Here is a 17,775-nt window from a genome sequence, read left to right as displayed (position 1 = left end):
CGGCGCAATTTTTTTATCCTTCAGGATGAGGTTTTTTTGCGCTCGTTCGTCTTATTACATGTGAACAGTAATAAACGAAGCCTGAAAAGGAGTTTGCGCATGTTGAATCGCCAAGGAATAACCACCCGCACTCTGCTGCGACAGAACGCTATTGCCGCCCAGGCTCAAGTGCAGACACCTGCGCCTGAAAGCGACCGCGCCGGCAATGAACACATCCGGTCGCTGCTGAAGAATTTCGGCCTGCGCACCAGCCTGGTCCGCCTGAAAGTGCTCGATACCCTGCTGGCCGCCAGCGAAGAAGGCCAGCCGCTCGGCGTGCGTGGCATTCATAGCCAATTGTTGCGTGTGGATGTGCCGCTGTCGTTTCTGAGCGTGCGCGAGGTGCTCAAGCGCCTGTGTGACGAGGGTGTCATCGTCCTGGGTGCCGACAAGGCCTATACCCTGCACCCCCGCGCGCTGGAATGGCTCGACACCGAGGCTAACCCGCCCATCCAGTGAGCGGGCGCACCCTGCCCCGCAATGATCAGCGCTTGACCTTGCGCCGCATGATGCCGTTGAGGATCACCACAAGCACCGCGACACTGATCGCGATGTACTGGAAGGTCTTCTCGGTGATCACACCGGTTTTCTGCAGATGGGTAAGACCCAGCATGATTGCCAGCACGGACAGGGCAATCAGAACCGAATAGATCAAGCGTTGTTTATTACTCATGACGTTTTCCTGAATTCAACATGATCAGCCGTTGGGGCGCCCCTTGGCTGCGCGAAAGCGCGTCCATGGTACGCCGATCAGCCGGTGATGGCACCGCCAGCCGCGCATACGCCCTGCCGCGTTCAGGCAGCCTTTGCAACCGATCCGCCATTGCCCTGTCTACGGCAGCTGTGTTTAATGCCGCCCAATACAGTGGATTGTTCGAGATTCACGTTTGCAAAGGAGTTTTACCATGCCTCATGAAAGCAGCCTGCTGCAGGCCGCTGTCGTGTTCCTGCTCGCCGCCGTACTCACCGTTCCGCTGGCCAAGCGCCTGCAACTGGGCTCGGTCCTGGGTTACCTGTTCGCCGGCGTGATCATCGGCCCCTCGGTGCTGGGTCTTATCGCCAATCCGGAGAGTGTCAGTCACATTTCTGAACTTGGGGTGGTATTACTGCTGTTTATCATCGGCCTGGAGCTGTCGCCCAAGCGCCTGTGGGTCATGCGCAAGGCCGTTTTCGGCGTTGGTCTGCTGCAAGTGTTGCTCTGCGGCCTGGTGATCGGCGGCATCGCCCTGGTGGCCTTTGATCAGCCGATGAACACAGCCATTGTGCTGGGCCTGGGCCTGGCACTCTCATCGACCGCTTTCGGCCTGCAAAGCCTGGCCGAGCGCAAGGAGCTGAACAGCCCGCATGGCCGTACCGCCTTTGCGATTCTGCTCTTCCAGGACATCGCAGCCATTCCGCTGATCGCGTTGGTGCCCGTGCTGGCCGGCGCCAACCACCACCTCAGCACCAGTGAGAGCCTGACCCACGCGCTGGAAGTGTTCGGCAGCATCGCCATCGTGGTGATCGGCGGCCGCTATTTACTGCGCCCGGTGTTTCGTATCGTGGCGCGCACCGGCATTCAGGAAGTCTCCACCGCCACGGCGCTGCTGGTGGTGATCGGCACCGCCTGGCTGATGGAGCTGGTCGGCGTGTCGATGGCGCTGGGTGCCTTTCTGGCCGGCCTGTTGCTGGCCGACTCTGAATACCGCCATGAACTGGAAGCACAGATCGAACCGTTCAAGGGCCTGTTGCTGGGCCTGTTCTTCATCAGCGTCGGCATGGGCGCCAACCTCAGCCTGCTGCTCACCGACCCGATCGTGGTGCTGGGCCTGACCTTGCTGCTGATCGGCCTGAAGCTGCCGCTGCTGATGTTGATCGGGCGCATGGCGGCGGGGCTGGAACGGCGCAATGCCGCGCAACTGGGACTGGTACTGGCGGCCGGCGGCGAGTTTGCCTTTGTAGTGTTCAAGCTGGGCAACACCGAAGGCCTGTTCGAGGCGCGGGTCTACGACATTCTGGTGCTGACCATCACCTTGTCGATGGCGTTGACGCCCTTGCTGTTCATGGCCACCGCGCGCTGGCTCAAGCCACGGCCGAAAGCCACGCCGGTGCCGCCGGAATACCGTGACATCCACAGTGACAGCCCGCGCGTGGTGATTGCCGGCATGGGCCGTATGGGCCAGATCGTGGCGCGGATCCTGCGCGCTCAGCACATTCCTTTCATTGCGCTGGACACGGCGGTCGAAAGCATCGAGTTCAGCCGCAGCTTCGGCAATGTGCCGGTGTTCTACGGTGACCCGTTGCGCCCGGAAATCCTGCGGGCGGCCAAGGTGCATGAGGCCGAGTTCTTCGTGATCGCCACCGACGACCCGGAGACCAACATCAAGACCGCCGAACTGATCCGCAAGCTGTACCCGCACATGAAGATCATCGCCCGCGCCCGTAACCGCCAGCACGTGCATCGCCTGATCGATGTCGGCGCCCACGCGGTGCGTGAAACCTTCTATTCAAGCCTGGAAATGAGCCGCCAGACGCTGCTGGGCCTGGGCTTGAGCCAGGCCCAGGCCGATGCGCGCATCGAGCGTTTCAAGTGCCACGACGAGAAAGTCCTGGCCGATCAGCACCTGGTCTATGACGACGCGGCCAAGGTGCTGCAGACCGCCCGTGAAGCGCGTACGGAACTGGAGCAGTTGTTCGAGTCCGACCAGCTCGACGAAGAGCAGGCGCTGAAGCACTGAGCGACCGCTTAAAAGCCGCCGCCCAGTGACGAGTAAAGCCCGACCAGCGCCTGCGCCTGGGTGGTCGAGCTTTGCACCCATTGTTCCTGGGTGCTGAGCAAGGCCCGCTGCACCGACAACACATTGAGAAAGTCCGCCACGCCTTCGACGTACTGGCGCTTGGCGGTGTTCAGCGCCACCTGGTTGTGTTGCACCGCGTCCTGCAACTTGCGCTGCTGCAACTGGCTGGCGTTGTACAGGCTCATGCTGTCGTCGATTTCCTGCCAGGCGCGCAGCACGGTCTGCTGATAGCCGAGCGCCGCTTCCTGCTCTTGCGCCTCGCGCAGTTGCAACATGCCGCGCAACCGGCCGCCGGAGAAGATCGGCAGGCTGATCTGCGGCCCGAACGCGAATTGGCGGGCGCCCCAACTGCCGAAATCCGACAGCTGCAAGGCCTGCAAGCCGACATTGCCCGACAGGGTGATGCGCGGGTAAAAGTCGCCTTCGGCAACGCCGGTACTGGCGGTCGCGGCATGCAAGCGGGCTTCGGCGCGGCGGATGTCCGGGCGGCGTTCGGCCAGTTGCGAAGGCAGGCCCACCGGAATCCGGGTCGGCACGGCGGCCATTTGCACAGGCTTTTCAAGCTCGGCCTGCAAGGCGCGCGGTGTCTGCGCCAGTAACAAGCCCAGCGCATTGATCAACTGAACCTGGCGCTGTTCGAGCACCGGCAAGCGTGACTCCACCGCCGAGACCTCGGCCGCCGCTTCTGCGACATCCAGGTCGGTGGCCACGCCGTTTTGCAGGCGCACTTGTGACAATTCCAGACTGTTGCGTGCCAGGTCCAGATTCTGCCGGGTCACCGCCACCGTGCTCTGCACACCACGCAAGGCCAGGTACTGGCGAGCGACTTCGGCTTGCAGGGCCAGCAAGGCCGCGCGCTGGTCGTTTTCAGCCACCTGCACCTGCGCGCCCGCCGCTTCGACCTCACGGCGTACACGGCCCCACAAGTCCAGTTCCCAACTGGCACCAAAACCGCCATCCCATTGCTCGAACGGCGCCTGACCCTGATTGCCCGACGGGTCATTGAGGCCTTTGCCACTGTTGCGCTTGCGTTGATACCCCAGGTTGGCGTTGACCTCAGGCAACTGCTCGCCGCTGCTGACCCGGTACGCCGCCCTGCTCTGCTCCAGGCGTGCGGCTGCCATGCGCAAATCAAGGTTGGAGGTGGTGGCGCGGTCGATCAGCGACGCCAGTAACGGGTCCTGAAAAACACTCCACCAGTGCGCGTCGATAGGTGCCGCCACCGGCTGGCTGGGGGCTTGCTCGCCCGTCACCGGCAACCACTGGATACGATCGTCGTTGGCCGGACGCTGAAAGTCCTTGCCTACCTGACAGCCTGCCAGCGCGATAACGATTGCCAGGCTCAATGCCGTGTTTTTAATCATCGCGCCGTCACCGTAGCTGTTTGCGGCAGCGCCGTGGTATCGATACTGGCCTCCACCGACATGCCGACCCGCAAGCGCTCGGCCAGAGGCTGGCCAGGCTCCAGCACGATTTTCACCGGAATACGCTGCACCACCTTGGTGAAGTTGCCGGTGGCGTTATCCGGGCGCACCGCCGCGAAGGTCACGCCCGTGGCTGGGGCAATGCTGTCCACATGCGCCTTGAGCAACTGGTCCGGGTAGGTATCGACACGCACCTGCACTGCCTGGCCCACGCTGACGTGGGTCAGCTGGGTTTCCTGAAAATTGCCGAGGATATAGGCCTGCTCCAGCGGTACCAGCGACAACAGCTTGCTGCCCGGCACCACATAGTTGCCGACCCGCAGCGCACGCTCGCCGACCGTGCCGTCGATGGGCGCGACGATGCGGGTATACGACAATTGCAAGCGCGCCTGGTCATGCGCGGCTTCGGCGCGTTGCAGGGCCGCTTGCGCGCTGTGCTGCTGGGCGACGAGGATATCGACCTGCTTGCGCTCGGCCGCCAGCGTGGCGCTGGCACTGGTGTGCTGGGCATTGGCGGTGTCGATGCGGGTGCGCGCCTGCTGGGCGTTCTGCACGGTCCCGGCACCGGCGCCGGCCAGGTGCTCGTAGCGGGTACGCTCCTGTTCGGCGAAGGTGACCGCCGCCTGGCTGACCAATAACGCAGCCTTGGCTCTGGCGATCACCGACTCCTGACGTTGCAACAAGGCGCTGGCCTCATCGCGACGCGCGGCCGCGGCCTGGACTTCGGCCTCGCTGGCGGCCAGCGCCGTTTGCAGGTCGCGATCATCAATGCGAGCGAGCAAGTCACCGGCCTTGACCAACTGGTTATCTTCGACCAGCACCTCACTGATAAAGCCGGAAATCTTCGGCGCCACCACGGAATAGTCGGCCGCGATAAACGCATCGTTGGTGCGCTGGCGCTCATCCTGTCCTGCCAGCATGTACAGCCCGAGGCCGGCCACCACGATGGCGGCGCCACACAGTGCCAGCGTCTGTTTCGAAGTCATCTTCATGACCGTATCTCCAAAAGGGTCAGTTCAATGCCCGCGGCGGGTAGACCCGCGTCGGCATCACAGGAATCAGCAGCATCAGGGCAACCGCCAGCCAGCCCATGCAGTAATAAAGATCGGCGCTGGTCAGCACCACGACCTGCTCGTGCAGGCGGTGACTGAGCGCGACCGGGTCAGCGCCGCTGCCGTCGCCGCTCAACCACGGTGCGTTGCCCAGGCGATCGACGAGGTTATTGGAATGAAAATGCTGGCGCGCCGTGGTCAGCGCTTCGATCACGCCAGTGGCGACCACGCTGGCCAGGCCGCGCACGGTATTGAACCAGGCGGAGGCGAAAGGCCCGTCTTGCGGCGCGATGCCGCCGGTGGCCTGGATCAGCAGCGGCAAGACCGCCATCGGCTGGCCAAGCACTTGCAACATTTGCAGCGCATAGAAGTTGTCGCGAATCCACTCGGACGTCATGTGCGTGGCCAGTGCGCAATGCACCGCCAGCAACACCAGCCCCAGCGCCAGCACCCAACGGCAATCGACCCGGCGCAGGTTGCACACGGCCGCCAGCAGCGGCAGCACCAGCAACTGCGGCAAGGCGACCATCAGCATCAGCGGTGCGGTCTGCAACGGCCGATAGCCGTGTACCTGCGCCAGATACGCCGAAGGAATCGAGGCCACGGCAGTAAGCACCACCAGCACCCCGCCCAGTGTCAGCAAGGCATGCGACAGGTTGCGCCCGGCGAGCATCTGCAACTTGAAGAACGGCACCGGGGTAAACCACTCACAGAACAGAAACGCCACCAGCAGCACCAGGCCTGCGCCCAGCAGAAAAACGATCAGTGACGACTCGAACCAGTCCAGCCGATTGCCTTCGAGCAAACCCAGCACCAGCATCACAATGGCCGGCAGGCCCAACAGCAGGCCCCGCCAGTTGAAGCTCTTGAAGCGCTCCAGCCGCGGCGCGTCCTGGACGATGCCGTGAGACACAGCAATCATCGCCACCAGGCACGGCGGTATGACCTGCCAGAAGGTCCATTTCCAGGTGAAGTATTCAGTCCATAACGCCGCCAACGGCGTGCCCAGGCCAGGGCCGAACGTGGCGGTCAAGGCATAGCCGGCAAGCCCGTACAGCTTGATCGACGGCGGCAGAAAACGCAGCGCCACGGTCATCAGCATCGGCGGCAGGCAACCGGCGGCCAGGCCTTGCAGAATGCGCAATACCAGCAGGCTCTGGTAATCGGGCGCCAACGGGCACAACAAGGCCAGCACGACGAACGCAGTGATAGCCCCCAGCGTGAAGCGCCGCAGCGACAGGGTCACGGCAAACCAGGGTGCAAAGGCCATGGCGGCGACAGAGCTGGCCGAGTAACAGGCGATCAACCAACTGGCCTCATCGGCACCGATAAACATCGCGCCGCGAATGTCGGCCATTGCCGTGCGGGTCACGCCTTCATTGATGCCTGCGACCAGAACGGCCAGCAACACGCCGAGCAAGCCAAGCACCCGCTCCAGGCCAAACGCCGGTGCGGCAGGCGCGGAAGGCTGGGCAACGGGGGCTGGCGTGGCGAGAGAGGTCATGAACAGGCAATCCGGGGCATTGGAAACCCCGGCAGTTTAAAAAGAGTCCGTCATGAATAAAATTTACATTTAGGCAGCTTATTAGTGCGTCGGGCGCACGGGTCACGGATTGTCGATTGCGTGAATCGTTATCCACCGTATGGGCTGTCCCAATAGCGTTTGTACATGCCCAGGCGCTTTTTCCAGGCGACCGGCAGGCGCTTTTCATGGCGGCTGAGCTTGTAGGCAGTCAGCTTGAGGGCGTTGCGCAGAATCGACATCGGCCACCACCACCAACGGCGTGGCCCGATAAACGCCAGTTCCGATTTCACATAGCGCATGCCCTCGCCGGCAATGCCGCCAAAACTTGCGTAGATCCAGCGCTCGCGGTCCTGGAACACGCCGATATCGAAGTAGCGGCGAAACTCTTCGAGCAGGCTGTAGTTATGCGAATGGCGGCACACCGCCGAGCCTTCATAGGCGACCTTCCAGCCATCGAGCAGCATTTTTGCCGCCACATACATGTCTTCGGACAGAATCACATGGCGCGGAAAACCGCCCACCGCCAGCAACGCCTCACGCCGGTAGGCCGCAAAGGAATTGGACATGAACGGCGTCTTGATCCCCAACACATCGGCATCGGCCAGGGTCTTGATCTGCGAGGTCGGCGGGTAGTTGAACAGCCGGGCGTGCTGGGCCAGCAGGTTGGCGTCGCGGTGCGGCAACTGCCGGCCGCACACGGCACCGACCTTGGGATCGGCAAACGGCAGGAGAATATTGGCAATGGCATCGCTCTGCTCAAGGCAGGCGTCCTGCGTCATATAGACGTAGACGTCGTAGCCCGGATGGCGCTCGACCATCATTTGCCGGGTGCCACCGTGGTTGAAATCCTTGCTGTCGATGACCGTCACGTTGGCGCAACGCGAACGTGCCAGTTCCAGCGTGCCATCGCTGGAGCTGGAATCGACGATCAAGGTATCGAATGACGCACTCTGCAACACCAGAGAGTCCAGCAGACGCTCCAGGTCCTTGCGCCCGTTATAGGTCGGGATCACACAGGCCACACTCAAAGACGGCATAACAGTACTCCAGGGCAAACTCCATTGGCCCAACGTGTCAGCGTCTTTGAGGCTAGCTCATGTTTGCCGGTTCCTCAGCCCAGCACTTCGCTCAAGGGAATGAAGGTCACCGCATCGCCTTCGGCCAGCGTCGTGCCTTCGCGCACCTCGATCAGCCCGTCGGCCCAGGCGGCGCTGCGCAGCACCCCGGAACTCTGGTTGCGATACGGCAGCGCACGGCCCTGCTCCAGGCGGCCGCGCAGGTATTCGCGGCGCGTGCCGGCCTTGCTCCAGGCAAACGCAGCCGGCACCTGGAACTGCAACGGCGTCAGCGCTTCGACGCCCAGTCGACGCAGCAGATAAGGCCGCGCCAGCAAGGCAAAGGTCACCAGCGTCGAGGCCGGGTTGCCCGGCAGGCCGAGCACCGGCACGCCGCGATAATGGCCGAAAGTCAGCGGCTTGCCGGGCTTGATCGCCAGCTTCCACAGCGCCAGCTCGCCGTCTTCGCGCAGTGCATGCCCGAGAAAATCCGCCTCGCCCACCGACACGCCGCCGGTGGAGATAATCAGGTCCACATGGCCCAGAGCGGTCAAGGCGGCGCGGGTCTTGTCCAGGTCATCGGCGAGAATGCCGGCGTCGATCACCTCGCATTCCAGGCGCTGTAACCAGCTGCACAGCACCACGCGGTTGCTGTTGTAGATTTGTCCCGGCCCCAGCGGCTGTCCGGGTTCGACCAGTTCATCGCCGGTCGACAACACCGCCACGCGCGGGCGGCGAATCACTTCAAGTTCGGCCACGCCCAGCGATGCCGCCAGGCCCAGTTCCACCGGGCCCAGCCGTGTGCCGGCCGCCAGCACCCGTTCACCGCTGCGGGTTTCCTGGCCCTGAGGGCGGATGTTCTGCTCAAGGCTCAGCGCCTGAGTGAAACCCACACGGCCGTCCTCCAGCACCTCGGCGTTCTCTTGCATCTCGACGCAATCGGCGCCGGCCGGCACCGGCGCACCGGTGAAGATCCGCGCACAGGTGCCCGGCCTCAGCGGCGCAGGCGCGGTGCCGGCGAGAATCCTCTGGGAAACCGGCAACGGCTCACCGTTCCAATCCGCCAGGCGCAAGGCATAACCGTCCATGGCGCTGTTCGGCCATGGCGGCAGGTCGAGAGTGGCGACGATGTCCTGCGCCAGCACGCGCCCCAACGCCTGGGCCAAAGGCTGCGTTTCGCGCTCGGTAATCAGATGGGCCTCGGCGCTTTCGAGCAACCGGGCCAGGGCCTGTTCGACTGGAATCATCGGTATCAGCCCCGCGTGCCGCAGGGTTCGGCTTTCTTGAGATGAGCGACGAAGTTGCACGGGCGAAAGCGCGAATCGAGTTGCTGGGCAAGAATGCCGTCCCAACCGGTGCGCACCGCATTGGTCGAGCCCGGCAGGCAGCACACCAGCGTGCCGTTGGCCAGACCGGCCAGCGCGCGGGACTGGATGGTCGAGGTGCCGATATCGGCCACGGAAATCTGCCGGAACAGCTCGCCAAAGCCGTCGACCTGTTTGTCCAGCAGGCAGGCCACCGCCTCTGGCGTGCTGTCGCGGCCGGTAAAGCCGGTGCCGCCGGTGATCAGTACCACCTGCACGTCATCGTCGGCAATCCAGGTCGCGACCTGGGCGCGAATCTTGTACAGGTCGTCCTTGAGCAACACCCGCTCGATCAAGCCATGACCGGCTGCGCTCAGGCGATCGACGAAGGTCTGGCCCGAGGTGTCGGTGTCCAGGGTGCGGGTGTCACTGACCGTCAGCACCGCGATATTGAGGGGGACGAAAGGGGTATCAGCCTTGACGCTCATGGTCTCGATCCGGTTGTGGTGAAAACAGCCCGGTGTTATATCACAGCCCTGCTTTTGACTGCCCGCACAGGATCTGCCATGACCGAAAACGCGCTGCCACCCTGCTCGATCCTGTTGCTGGCCGGTGGCCAGGGCCAGCGCATGGGCGGACGCGACAAAGGCCTGCTCGACTGGCAAGGCCGGCCCTTGATCGAAACGCTGCACGCTCGGGTACGACCGCTGACCGACGACCTGATCATTTCCTGCAACCGCAATCAGGAGCGTTATGCACGTTATGCCGATCAACTGGTCGAGGATGCCGAAAGCGGTTTTCCGGGCCCATTGGCCGGCATCCTTGCGGCCTTGGCCGTGGCGCGTCACGACTATTTGCTGGTCCTGCCGTGCGACGCACCGCTGATCGACGAGGCCTTGCTGACGGACCTGCGGACCACGGCCGTTCTGCATCCGGGCCGGCCGGTGATGGTGCGCGAAGGCGAGCACTGGCAGCCGTTGCTGTGCATCATCCCCACCGCGCATGCGCCGTTACTGCAGGCCGCCTGGCAACACGGTGAACGCAGCCCGCGCCGGGCATTGTCGCCCTTGCAGCCGCTGGCGCTGCAATGCCCGCCCGGCGATGCCCGGCTGGCCAACCTCAACACCCCGCAACTGCTGGCGCAGATCGAGTCTGACGCTATAGCTGATCGCCATTAGCCGTGCAGGGAACTTGCGACTAAGCTGCACGTCATAGTCGTCATCAAATCAGTATCCACCCGGAGAAACAGCCATGAACTACAAGACCCTGCCCGCCGCTTTCGTCCTTGCCCTGGGCCTCGCCTCCCTGGCCGGCTGCTCTTCGCCTACCGTGATCACCCTGAACGACGGTCGCGAAATCCAGGCAGTCGACACCCCGCATTACGATAACGACTCGGGCTTCTACGAATTCGAACAACTGGACGGCAAGAAGACCCGCATCAACAAGGATCAGGTCCGTACCGTCAAAGACCTCTAAGGTCGCCGTGACAGGGTGAGTGATCGAAACGGTCATTCACCCGCCGATACCAGGCCTCAGAATTCCAGCCGCAAGCGGCTTTCAAACTCGCGCAATTCCCCACTCAGCGGATCGATGAACCGCAAACCCCGGGCCAGCAACTTCAACGGCCGCGGGTAATCGTCCTGCGCATCCTTGAGCACCTCCGGATAGAACGGGTCGTTGCAGATCGGCGCACCGAGCGCATTCATGTGTACACGCAACTGATGCTTCTTGCCGGTGACCGGGTACAGCGCATAACGCCACAACGATTGCCGCCCCTCAGACTCTTGCCGCTCCAGCACCTCGATGCGGGTCAGCGTATTGGCCGGCCCCTCACCTTCCTGCATGCGAAAGAACGGTTCGCCATCAACCAGCCGGCTGGCGTGCTCGCGCGGAAATTCCAGGTGCGGCAGCGCAGGCGCAATGGCTTCGTAATACTTGTCGATCGAGCGGGTGCGAAACAGCGCCTGATAAGCCGAGCGGCTGGCCGGGTTGGCCGAGAACAGCAGCAAGCCTGCGGTGTGCCGGTCGATGCGGTGCAGCGGCACCAGATCGGGATTGCCCAGGCGCTGAATCAACCGGCGCAACAAGGTCTGCTCGACGTATTCGCCCGACGGCGTCACGGGCAGAAAATGCGGTTTGTCGGCCACCACCAGATGCTCATCGACATGCAGCACCGATTCGGTAAACGGAATCGGCGCTTCGTTGGGGACTTCACGAAAGTAATGGACCTTCAGGCCTTCGCGGTAAGCCAGGTCGACTGCAATCGGCTGGCCATCGCCATCCAGTACCCGGCCACGGGCAATACGCTCCAGCCACTGGCTGCGGTCGATGGCTGGAAAGCGGGCGCACAGGCACTCAAGCACTGTGCTCCAGGGGCCGGCTGGCAGATACAGGGTACTGGCCTGGTGTCGGGCGGCACTGAAAGAAGACTCGGTCATGCAAAGGCTCGGCGGATCGAAAAGGCCGATTATCCGTGAAGCACCCGGCAGAACCTAGCTCGATGTACCCGGCAAGGCGTGTCCAGCGTCGTGCGATCACCGAACACAATCCTGAACAGGCTCTGCGACGCTGCATACAGCCTTATTAACCATCTGGTACATTTATTCGCAGCGGATTGCGCCACAACAACAAGAGACTTTCCCCATGACCCAGATTCAACACCCTTCCGTGCTCGCCCCTTCAGTGCTCGCCGGCCTCATCGGCTCCGGCATCCAGGCTTCACGCACCCCTGCATTGCACGAGCATGAAGGCGATGCCCAGGGCCTGCGTTATCTGTACCGCCTGATCGATATCGATGCGCTGGGGCTCGACAGCAGTGCCTTGCCACGCTTGCTTGAAGGCGCCCAGACCAGCGGCTTCACCGGCCTGAACATCACTTTTCCGTGCAAACAGGCGGTCATCCCGCTGCTCGATGAACTGTCGCCTGAAGCCCGCGGCATCGGCGCGGTCAATACCGTGGTGTTCAAGGACGGCAAGCGCATCGGCCACAACACCGATTGCCTGGGCTTTGCCGAAGGCTTCAAGCGTGGCCTGGAAGGCGCTGCGCGCCGTTACGTGGTGCAGATGGGCGCCGGTGGCGCTGGTGCTGCCGTGGCCCATGCGCTGCTGAGCGCCGGTGTCGAGCAACTGGTGATCTTCGAAGTCGAGCCACAACGCGCGCAAGGCCTGGTCGACAACCTCAATGCCCATTTCGGCGACAGGCGCGCCCAGGTTGGCCTGGACCTGACCCGTGCGGTGGCTGAAGCCGACGGCCTGGTCAATACCACGCCAGTGGGCATGGCCAAGTTGCCCGGCTTGCCGCTGCCGGCCGAACACTTGCACAGCGGCCTGTGGGTGGCGGACATCATCTACTTTCCGCTGGAAACCGAACTGCTGCGCCAGGCCCGCAGCCTGGGCTGCCGCACACTGGATGGCACCACCATGGCGGTGTTCCAGGCGGTCAAGGCTTTCGAGCTGTTCAGTGGCCGGCCGGCCGATGCCGAGCGGATGATGACGCACTTTCACAGCCTGTAAGGCTGATCGCGGCAATCATTCAACGCCTGGGCTGTGTCCCAGGCGTTGTCGTTTTATCGAAGCCTAGCGCTGCAGATAGCGCAGTACCGCGTCGCAGATCATGGTCTTGTGACGCTGCTTTCTTTGCTCCTCGGACAGGTCGATCTTGAAGATCGCGCCCAGCGTGTGCCGGTTCGACACCCGGTGAAAGCAGAACGAGCTCATCAGCATGTGCAGATCGACCGCGTCCACGCCCTGACGAAACACACCGGCAGCCTCACCGCGACGCAGGATGGCGTCCAGCGTCTTGATGGTGTTCTGGCTTTTCGCATGAATGGTTTCCGACTGCTTGACGTTCTCGCCATACAGCAGGTTTTCGTTGCAGACGATGCGCACGAAATCGACATTGCGGTCATGGTGATCGAAGGTGAATTCCACCAGCCGCAAAATCGCCGCGTGTGGCTCAAGATCGGTCAGCTTCAGCAGGCTTTCGGTGTTGCGGATATCGCCGTAAAGCTTCTCCAGCACATCGACGTACAACTGCTCCTTGCTGCCGAAGTAGTAATAGATCATGCGCTTGGAGGTCTGGGTCCGCTCGGCAATCGCATCGACCCGCGCACCGGACAACCCCCTGTCGACGAATTCGGTGATCGCCGCCTGAAGAATGTCTTCACGGGTCTTTTCCGGGTTGTTCTTGCGGCTCTTGCGCGCAGCCTCCAGAGGCTCGGGCGCAGTGGAGTCGGTAATTGTATTCATTGTTGGCTCACGACCACGGTAGAGCGGCTGATTATGAGGCCCAGCCCCTGCACGATGGAAGCCGCAGAGCCTGCAAGGCCATGAATGCCCTTCATGCAAAGGTAAAACCTGCATGCAAATGTCAAAAAAAGTGGCGATGCGGCTTGCGCCGACATCGCCACTTTTTTCAGAAGCACACCTTCACAGATACGGTTTCAGAGCCGTGCGCGCGGCGCCGCACCGCTACGCGCCTTGGCCATCGCCGCCAGGCGCACCGGGACGTTGGCCGCGCCATAACCGGCGTAGCCGTTCTTGCGTTGCAGGATTTCGAAGAAGAACCGTCCGTCGAAGGCATCGGTGTAGACGTGAAACAGCTCGCCACCGTTGCTATCACGGTCGTAAAGCACGTTGTAGTAGGCCAGTTCGCTGAGGAACTCGTCGTCGAAGTCCAGGCGCGCGGCCAGGTCGTCGTAGTAGTTCAGCGGGATTTCCAGCAACGGCACACCGGCCTCTTTGGCGCGACGCACTTCAGCGAAGATATCTTCGCAGGCAAAGGCGATGTGATGCACGCCCGAGCCGCGATAAGTCGACACCGCGTGGGAAATGGCCGTATTACGGTTCTCGGAAATGTTCAGCGGCAAGCGCACGCTGCTGCAACGACTGCGCAATGCGCGGCTCTTGACCAGACCGTACGGGTCGGGCAACACCACTTCGTCATCGGCCTCGAAGTCCAGCAAGCCCTTGTAGAACAGCACCCAACTGTCGAGGCTCTCGGCCGGCAAGGCCATGGCCATGTGGTCGATGCGTTGCAGGCCACCGGTCACTGGCGCCTGTGGGCTGACGACAAAATCGCTGTCGTAGATCGACTGGCCGGGTTCAGCGCCTTCGATCAGGTAGATCAGGCTGCCGTCCGGGGCGCGAACGGCCGGGATTTCCCGCTCGTTCGGGCCAACCAGCCCACGGTACGGCTGGCCCTTGAACGCCCGCGCACGCTCCAGTGCCTGGGACGCATTGTCGACCCGCAAGGCCATGGCGCACAGCGACGGACCATGCACTTCGAAAAAGCTGTGGGCGAACGAGTAAGGCTCGGCGTTGAGCACGATGCGGATATCACCCTGCCCCAGCAGGCTGACGGCCTTGGAGCGATGCGCACCGAGGCGAGCAAAACCCAGACGCTCCAGCCAGCCACCGAGGCGCGCACTTTGCGCTTCATCGACGGCGAACTCAAGAAACTCCACGCCATCGAGCTGGCTGGCCGGCGGTGGATTGAACAACAACTCATCGGCCACAGGCTTGGCGGGCTGCTCGCTGGCCAGCAACGCGCGGGTTTTCTCTTCCAGGTACAGCAACGAACGCAGGCCGTCGGCCGCATTGGCGCGGGTAGGCGCGGCGCGGAAACCGTCGTTGAACACTTCCAGCGACAGAGGACCGGTGTAGCCGCTGCGCAGGATCGGCGCCAGAAAGCCTGGCAGGTCGAACTCGCCCTGGCCGGGGAAGCAACGGAAATGCCGGCTCCATTCCAGCACGTCCATGGCCAGGATCGGCGCATCGGCCATCTGCACGAAAAAGATCTTGTCGCCGGGGATTTGCGCGATGGCGCTCGGGTCGCCCTTGAGCGACAGAGTATGAAAACTGTCGAGCAGCACGCCCAGCGCCGGGTGATCGACCTGTCGCACCAGTTCCCAGACCTGTTGCCAGGTATTGACATGGCGGCCCCAGGCCAGTGCCTCGTAACCGACGCGCAATTGCCGCGCACCAGCACGCTCGGCCAGCAGACTCAGGTCATCGAGCAGGATATTCTTGTCGCCCACCGAATCGGCGGCGGCGTTGCTGCACACCAGTACCAGGTCAGTGCCCAGCTCTTGCATCAAATCGAATTTGCGCTCGGCGCGATCGAGATTGCGTGCCAGACGGTCACGACGGCAACCTTCGAAATCGCGGAACGGCTGAAACAGGGTGATGGCCAGGCCCAGGTCGGCGCACATCTGCCGGACGTTGCGCGGGCTGCCGTCGTAATACAAAAGGTCATTCTCGAAAATCTCGACACCGTCAAAACCGGCTGCGGCGATGGCTTCGAGCTTTTCTGGCAAAGTACCGCTCAAGCAAACGGTGGCAATGGAACGCTGCATGTTGTTGGACTCCTGGACGAGCGCGGCCCTCTGGGCCACCACTGAATTGCACCGCAGGCAAGGCGGTCAAGCGCCTTGATTATGGATGCGGCGTGAGTATTTCGCTGTCAAAATATACGAGCAACTTAATATGTACGAACTGGTTAGTTTTTCGTTCGATTATCGAACAAAACCGATTTTGCTCGATTGACGATATATTCGCCAACGCCCACCATCTGTTTCGCAGTGCGAAAACGAGCCTGATTCTTTATATCGCCCCACACTGCCCAGTTTATGAAGCACCCGATGAACCTAAATAACAATTTCAAAAACAGGATAACTACCCATGCGCGCCCTCCCCGACTTCTCCGCACACCCGCTTGGCATCACTGAGACTTCGAGTAGACGAACCCGTTCGGCCATTTCGATGACCGCTTCCCGGTTCGCCTGATATCAAATTGCGCGCTCGCGTGCGCCCGATCTGTCAGAATCCGCGTCTCGCACCCCGGCCACCTGCCACGCACCCTGGCCGACCCGATGCTACGCAACACCCTGACAGCTCCCGGTTACCGCGGGTAGTTTCTCAGTCCGGCTGACGCCCTGGCGCAGTCCTGGAACGGATGATCGAACCATCATGCTCAACACCCAATCCAATCCTCTGGCCAGCGCTGCGCGCGCCGGTATCGGTGAAAAGGTCCGCGGCGCCCTGGCCGTCGGCAAGACCCGTTGGGGCATGCTCGCCCTGGTATTCTTTGCCACCACGCTGAACTATATCGATCGCGCCGCCCTCGGTGTCATGCAGCCCATCCTTGCCAAGGAAATGAGCTGGACGACGATGGACTACGCCAACATCAACTTCTGGTTCCAGGTCGGCTACGCCATCGGCTTCCTGCTGCAGGGGCGCTTTATCGACAAGGTCGGCGTCAAGCGCGCCTTCTTCCTCGCCGTACTGCTGTGGAGCCTGGCGACCGGCGCCCACGGCCTGGCCACCTCGGCGGTCGGCTTCATGGTCTGCCGGTTTATCCTCGGCCTGACAGAAGCGGCCAACTACCCGGCCTGCGTGAAAACCACGCGCCTGTGGTTCCCGGCCGGCGAACGCGCCGTGGCCACCGGCATCTTCAACGCCGGCACCAACGTCGGCGCGATGATCACCCCGGCCCTGCTGCCCATCATCCTCAGCGTCTGGGGCTGGCAAGCCGCCTTTATGGCCATGGGTTTCCTGGGCCTGTTCTGGGTCGTCACCTGGCGCCTGAAGTACTACAACCCTGAAGATCACCCGACCGTCAAACAATCCGAACTGGACTACATCAACAAGGATGTAGAACCGGAGCCGGTGAAAGTACCGTTCTCGCACATCCTGAAAATGCGCGGCACCTGGGCGTTCGCCCTGGCCTACTCGATCACTGCGCCGGTGTTCTGGTTCTACCTGTACTGGCTGCCACCGTTCCTGAACCAGCAATACAACCTGGGCATCAGCGTGACCCAGATGGGTATCCCGCTGATCCTGATCTGGCTGACCGCTGACTTCGGCAGCATTGGCGGCGGCGTTCTGTCGTCCTGGCTGATCGGCCGCGGCGTGAAAGCGACCAAGGCGCGCCTGGTCTCGATGCTGATCTTCGCCCTGACCATCTGCAGCGTGGTGTTCGCCGCCAACGCCAGCGGCCTGTGGGTTGCGGTATTGGCCATCTCGGTCGCCGTCGGCGCCCACCAGGCCTGGACTGCCAACATCTGGAGCCTGGTCATGGACTACACGCCCAAGCATCTGATGAGCACCGTGTTCGGTTTTGGCGGCATGTGCGCTGCGATCGGCGGGATGTTCATGACCCAGATCGTTGGTGCGGTTCTGACGGCTACCAATAACAACTACAGCATCCTGTTCACCATGATCCCGGCGATGTACTTCATTGCCCTGACCTGGATGTACTTCATGGCCCCGCGCGAAGTGCCGGACATGAATAAATAAGCTGCAAGCTGCAAGCTGCAAGCGATAAGCGATAAGCGATAAGCGATAAGTTAAAAGGCCCGGTGATTTTTGTCACCGGGCCTTTTTTTGTGGGTACGGGGTTGTTCGGGGTGGTTGTGGTGGGCTTTGGGAGTGGTTCCGACCCTTTTCGGGCCGGGTTACTTTGTCATGGCAAAGTAACCAAACCGTCTGCTCCTGGTTCCGGCCCCTTCGGGGTGCCCTCCCTCCGGCATTGCTCCGGGGGTCGCCACTTAAGGCCATCCATGGCCTAAGCGGCTAACGGGCCCTCCATGGCCCTTTT

Annotated in this window: 16 protein-coding genes; 6 read left to right on the top strand and 10 right to left on the bottom strand. The window is 62.3% G+C overall.

What is annotated here, in order from left to right; translation table 11 throughout:
• Positions 1-99: 99 nt before the first annotated feature.
• A complete protein-coding gene (locus tag ACYAS9_RS26450; protein WP_463571389.1) occupies positions 100-498 on the top strand; it encodes a Fe2+/Zn2+ uptake regulation protein in 399 nt (132 codons plus the stop codon).
• Between the two features lie 25 nt (positions 499-523).
• Here the strand turns inward: ACYAS9_RS26450 and ACYAS9_RS26445 are convergent, their stop codons facing one another.
• Positions 524-712 carry a hypothetical protein gene (locus tag ACYAS9_RS26445; RefSeq protein WP_463571388.1) on the bottom strand — a complete coding sequence of 63 codons (189 nt, stop codon included), beginning with the start codon at positions 710-712 and terminating at the stop codon, positions 524-526.
• Positions 713-944: 232 nt separating this feature from the next.
• On the opposite strand from ACYAS9_RS26445, the gene ACYAS9_RS26440 reads away from it, so the two are divergent.
• On the top strand, positions 945-2,756 hold the full coding sequence (locus ACYAS9_RS26440; protein ID WP_463571387.1) for a monovalent cation:proton antiporter-2 (CPA2) family protein: 1,812 nt from the start codon (positions 945-947) through the stop codon (positions 2,754-2,756).
• A gap of 8 nt (positions 2,757-2,764) precedes the next feature.
• Here the strand turns inward: ACYAS9_RS26440 and ACYAS9_RS26435 are convergent, their stop codons facing one another.
• The 6 genes from ACYAS9_RS26435 to moaB all read right to left on the bottom strand — a co-directional run bounded on the left by ACYAS9_RS26435 (position 2,765) and on the right by moaB (position 9,664).
• Complete coding sequence (locus ACYAS9_RS26435) at positions 2,765-4,177, bottom strand: efflux transporter outer membrane subunit (protein ID WP_463571689.1); 1,413 nt, start codon at positions 4,175-4,177, stop codon at positions 2,765-2,767.
• Positions 4,177-5,232 carry an HlyD family secretion protein gene (locus tag ACYAS9_RS26430; protein WP_463571386.1) on the bottom strand — a complete coding sequence of 352 codons (1,056 nt, stop codon included), beginning with the start codon at positions 5,230-5,232 and terminating at the stop codon, positions 4,177-4,179. Before ACYAS9_RS26430 ends, ACYAS9_RS26435 begins: the two co-directional genes overlap by 1 nt.
• Positions 5,233-5,251: 19 nt before the next feature.
• Positions 5,252-6,796 (bottom strand): MFS transporter, encoded by a 1,545-nt coding sequence (locus ACYAS9_RS26425; protein WP_463571385.1) that lies wholly within the window; start codon positions 6,794-6,796, stop codon positions 5,252-5,254.
• Positions 6,797-6,924: 128 nt separating this feature from the next.
• The gene (locus tag ACYAS9_RS26420; protein WP_463571384.1) at positions 6,925-7,854 is read right to left on the bottom strand and encodes a glycosyltransferase family 2 protein; all 930 of its coding nucleotides are present in this window, start codon (positions 7,852-7,854) and stop codon (positions 6,925-6,927) included.
• A 74-nt stretch (positions 7,855-7,928) separates the two neighbouring features.
• Positions 7,929-9,119 carry a molybdopterin molybdotransferase MoeA gene (locus tag ACYAS9_RS26415; RefSeq protein ID WP_463571383.1) on the bottom strand — a complete coding sequence of 397 codons (1,191 nt, stop codon included), beginning with the start codon at positions 9,117-9,119 and terminating at the stop codon, positions 7,929-7,931.
• 5 nt (positions 9,120-9,124) lie between these two features.
• Positions 9,125-9,664 (bottom strand): molybdenum cofactor biosynthesis protein B, encoded by a 540-nt coding sequence (gene moaB, locus ACYAS9_RS26410; protein ID WP_459745389.1) that lies wholly within the window; start codon positions 9,662-9,664, stop codon positions 9,125-9,127.
• A gap of 78 nt (positions 9,665-9,742) precedes the next feature.
• On the opposite strand from moaB, the gene mobA reads away from it, so the two are divergent.
• Together mobA and ACYAS9_RS26400 are read left to right on the top strand one after the other, a co-directional pair.
• Entirely contained in the window at positions 9,743-10,354 is a 612-nt protein-coding gene (gene mobA, locus ACYAS9_RS26405; RefSeq protein WP_463571382.1) for a molybdenum cofactor guanylyltransferase MobA, read from the top strand.
• Between the two features lie 73 nt (positions 10,355-10,427).
• Positions 10,428-10,652 carry a YgdI/YgdR family lipoprotein gene (locus ACYAS9_RS26400; RefSeq protein ID WP_463571381.1) on the top strand — a complete coding sequence of 75 codons (225 nt, stop codon included), beginning with the start codon at positions 10,428-10,430 and terminating at the stop codon, positions 10,650-10,652.
• Between the two features lie 56 nt (positions 10,653-10,708).
• Here the strand turns inward: ACYAS9_RS26400 and ACYAS9_RS26395 are convergent, their stop codons facing one another.
• Entirely contained in the window at positions 10,709-11,614 is a 906-nt protein-coding gene (locus ACYAS9_RS26395; protein WP_463571380.1) for a pseudouridine synthase, read from the bottom strand.
• A gap of 229 nt (positions 11,615-11,843) precedes the next feature.
• On the opposite strand from ACYAS9_RS26395, the gene ACYAS9_RS26390 reads away from it, so the two are divergent.
• The gene (locus tag ACYAS9_RS26390; RefSeq protein ID WP_463571688.1) at positions 11,844-12,689 is read left to right on the top strand and encodes a shikimate dehydrogenase; all 846 of its coding nucleotides are present in this window, start codon (positions 11,844-11,846) and stop codon (positions 12,687-12,689) included.
• Positions 12,690-12,752: 63 nt separating this feature from the next.
• Here the strand turns inward: ACYAS9_RS26390 and ACYAS9_RS26385 are convergent, their stop codons facing one another.
• Both ACYAS9_RS26385 and quiC read right to left on the bottom strand, forming a co-directional pair.
• Positions 12,753-13,424, bottom strand: a complete 672-nt coding sequence (locus ACYAS9_RS26385; RefSeq protein WP_463571379.1) for a TetR/AcrR family transcriptional regulator — start codon at positions 13,422-13,424, stop codon at positions 12,753-12,755.
• Between the two features lie 194 nt (positions 13,425-13,618).
• Positions 13,619-15,532 carry a 3-dehydroshikimate dehydratase QuiC gene (gene quiC, locus ACYAS9_RS26380; protein WP_463571378.1) on the bottom strand — a complete coding sequence of 638 codons (1,914 nt, stop codon included), beginning with the start codon at positions 15,530-15,532 and terminating at the stop codon, positions 13,619-13,621.
• A gap of 613 nt (positions 15,533-16,145) precedes the next feature.
• On the opposite strand from quiC, the gene ACYAS9_RS26375 reads away from it, so the two are divergent.
• Positions 16,146-17,474 carry an MFS transporter gene (locus tag ACYAS9_RS26375; protein ID WP_463571377.1) on the top strand — a complete coding sequence of 443 codons (1,329 nt, stop codon included), beginning with the start codon at positions 16,146-16,148 and terminating at the stop codon, positions 17,472-17,474.
• Positions 17,475-17,775: the final 301 nt, after the last annotated feature.

It is taken from the genome of Pseudomonas sp. HP_08 (assembly GCF_055284095.1).
The sequence above is the reverse complement of the archived record's forward strand: the minus strand, read 5'-3'. Positions and strand labels throughout refer to the sequence as shown.

Excerpts from the sequence above, each read along its gene's own strand:
- ACYAS9_RS26450 (WP_463571389.1), top strand. The coding sequence starts at position 100 with ATGTTGAATCGCCAAGGAATAACCACCCGCACTCTGCTGCGACAGAAC.
- ACYAS9_RS26445 (WP_463571388.1), bottom strand. The coding sequence starts at position 712 with ATGAGTAATAAACAACGCTTGATCTATTCGGTTCTGATTGCCCTGTCC.
- ACYAS9_RS26440 (WP_463571387.1), top strand. The coding sequence starts at position 945 with ATGCCTCATGAAAGCAGCCTGCTGCAGGCCGCTGTCGTGTTCCTGCTC.
- ACYAS9_RS26430 (WP_463571386.1), bottom strand. The coding sequence starts at position 5,232 with ATGAAGATGACTTCGAAACAGACGCTGGCACTGTGTGGCGCCGCCATC.
- ACYAS9_RS26425 (WP_463571385.1), bottom strand. The coding sequence starts at position 6,796 with ATGACCTCTCTCGCCACGCCAGCCCCCGTTGCCCAGCCTTCCGCGCCT.
- ACYAS9_RS26420 (WP_463571384.1), bottom strand. The coding sequence starts at position 7,854 with ATGCCGTCTTTGAGTGTGGCCTGTGTGATCCCGACCTATAACGGGCGC.
- ACYAS9_RS26415 (WP_463571383.1), bottom strand. The coding sequence starts at position 9,119 with ATGATTCCAGTCGAACAGGCCCTGGCCCGGTTGCTCGAAAGCGCCGAG.
- moaB (WP_459745389.1), bottom strand. The coding sequence starts at position 9,664 with ATGAGCGTCAAGGCTGATACCCCTTTCGTCCCCCTCAATATCGCGGTG.
- mobA (WP_463571382.1), top strand. The coding sequence starts at position 9,743 with ATGACCGAAAACGCGCTGCCACCCTGCTCGATCCTGTTGCTGGCCGGT.
- ACYAS9_RS26400 (WP_463571381.1), top strand. The coding sequence starts at position 10,428 with ATGAACTACAAGACCCTGCCCGCCGCTTTCGTCCTTGCCCTGGGCCTC.
- ACYAS9_RS26395 (WP_463571380.1), bottom strand. The coding sequence starts at position 11,614 with ATGACCGAGTCTTCTTTCAGTGCCGCCCGACACCAGGCCAGTACCCTG.
- ACYAS9_RS26385 (WP_463571379.1), bottom strand. The coding sequence starts at position 13,424 with ATGAATACAATTACCGACTCCACTGCGCCCGAGCCTCTGGAGGCTGCG.
- quiC (WP_463571378.1), bottom strand. The coding sequence starts at position 15,532 with ATGCAGCGTTCCATTGCCACCGTTTGCTTGAGCGGTACTTTGCCAGAA.
- ACYAS9_RS26375 (WP_463571377.1), top strand. The coding sequence starts at position 16,146 with ATGCTCAACACCCAATCCAATCCTCTGGCCAGCGCTGCGCGCGCCGGT.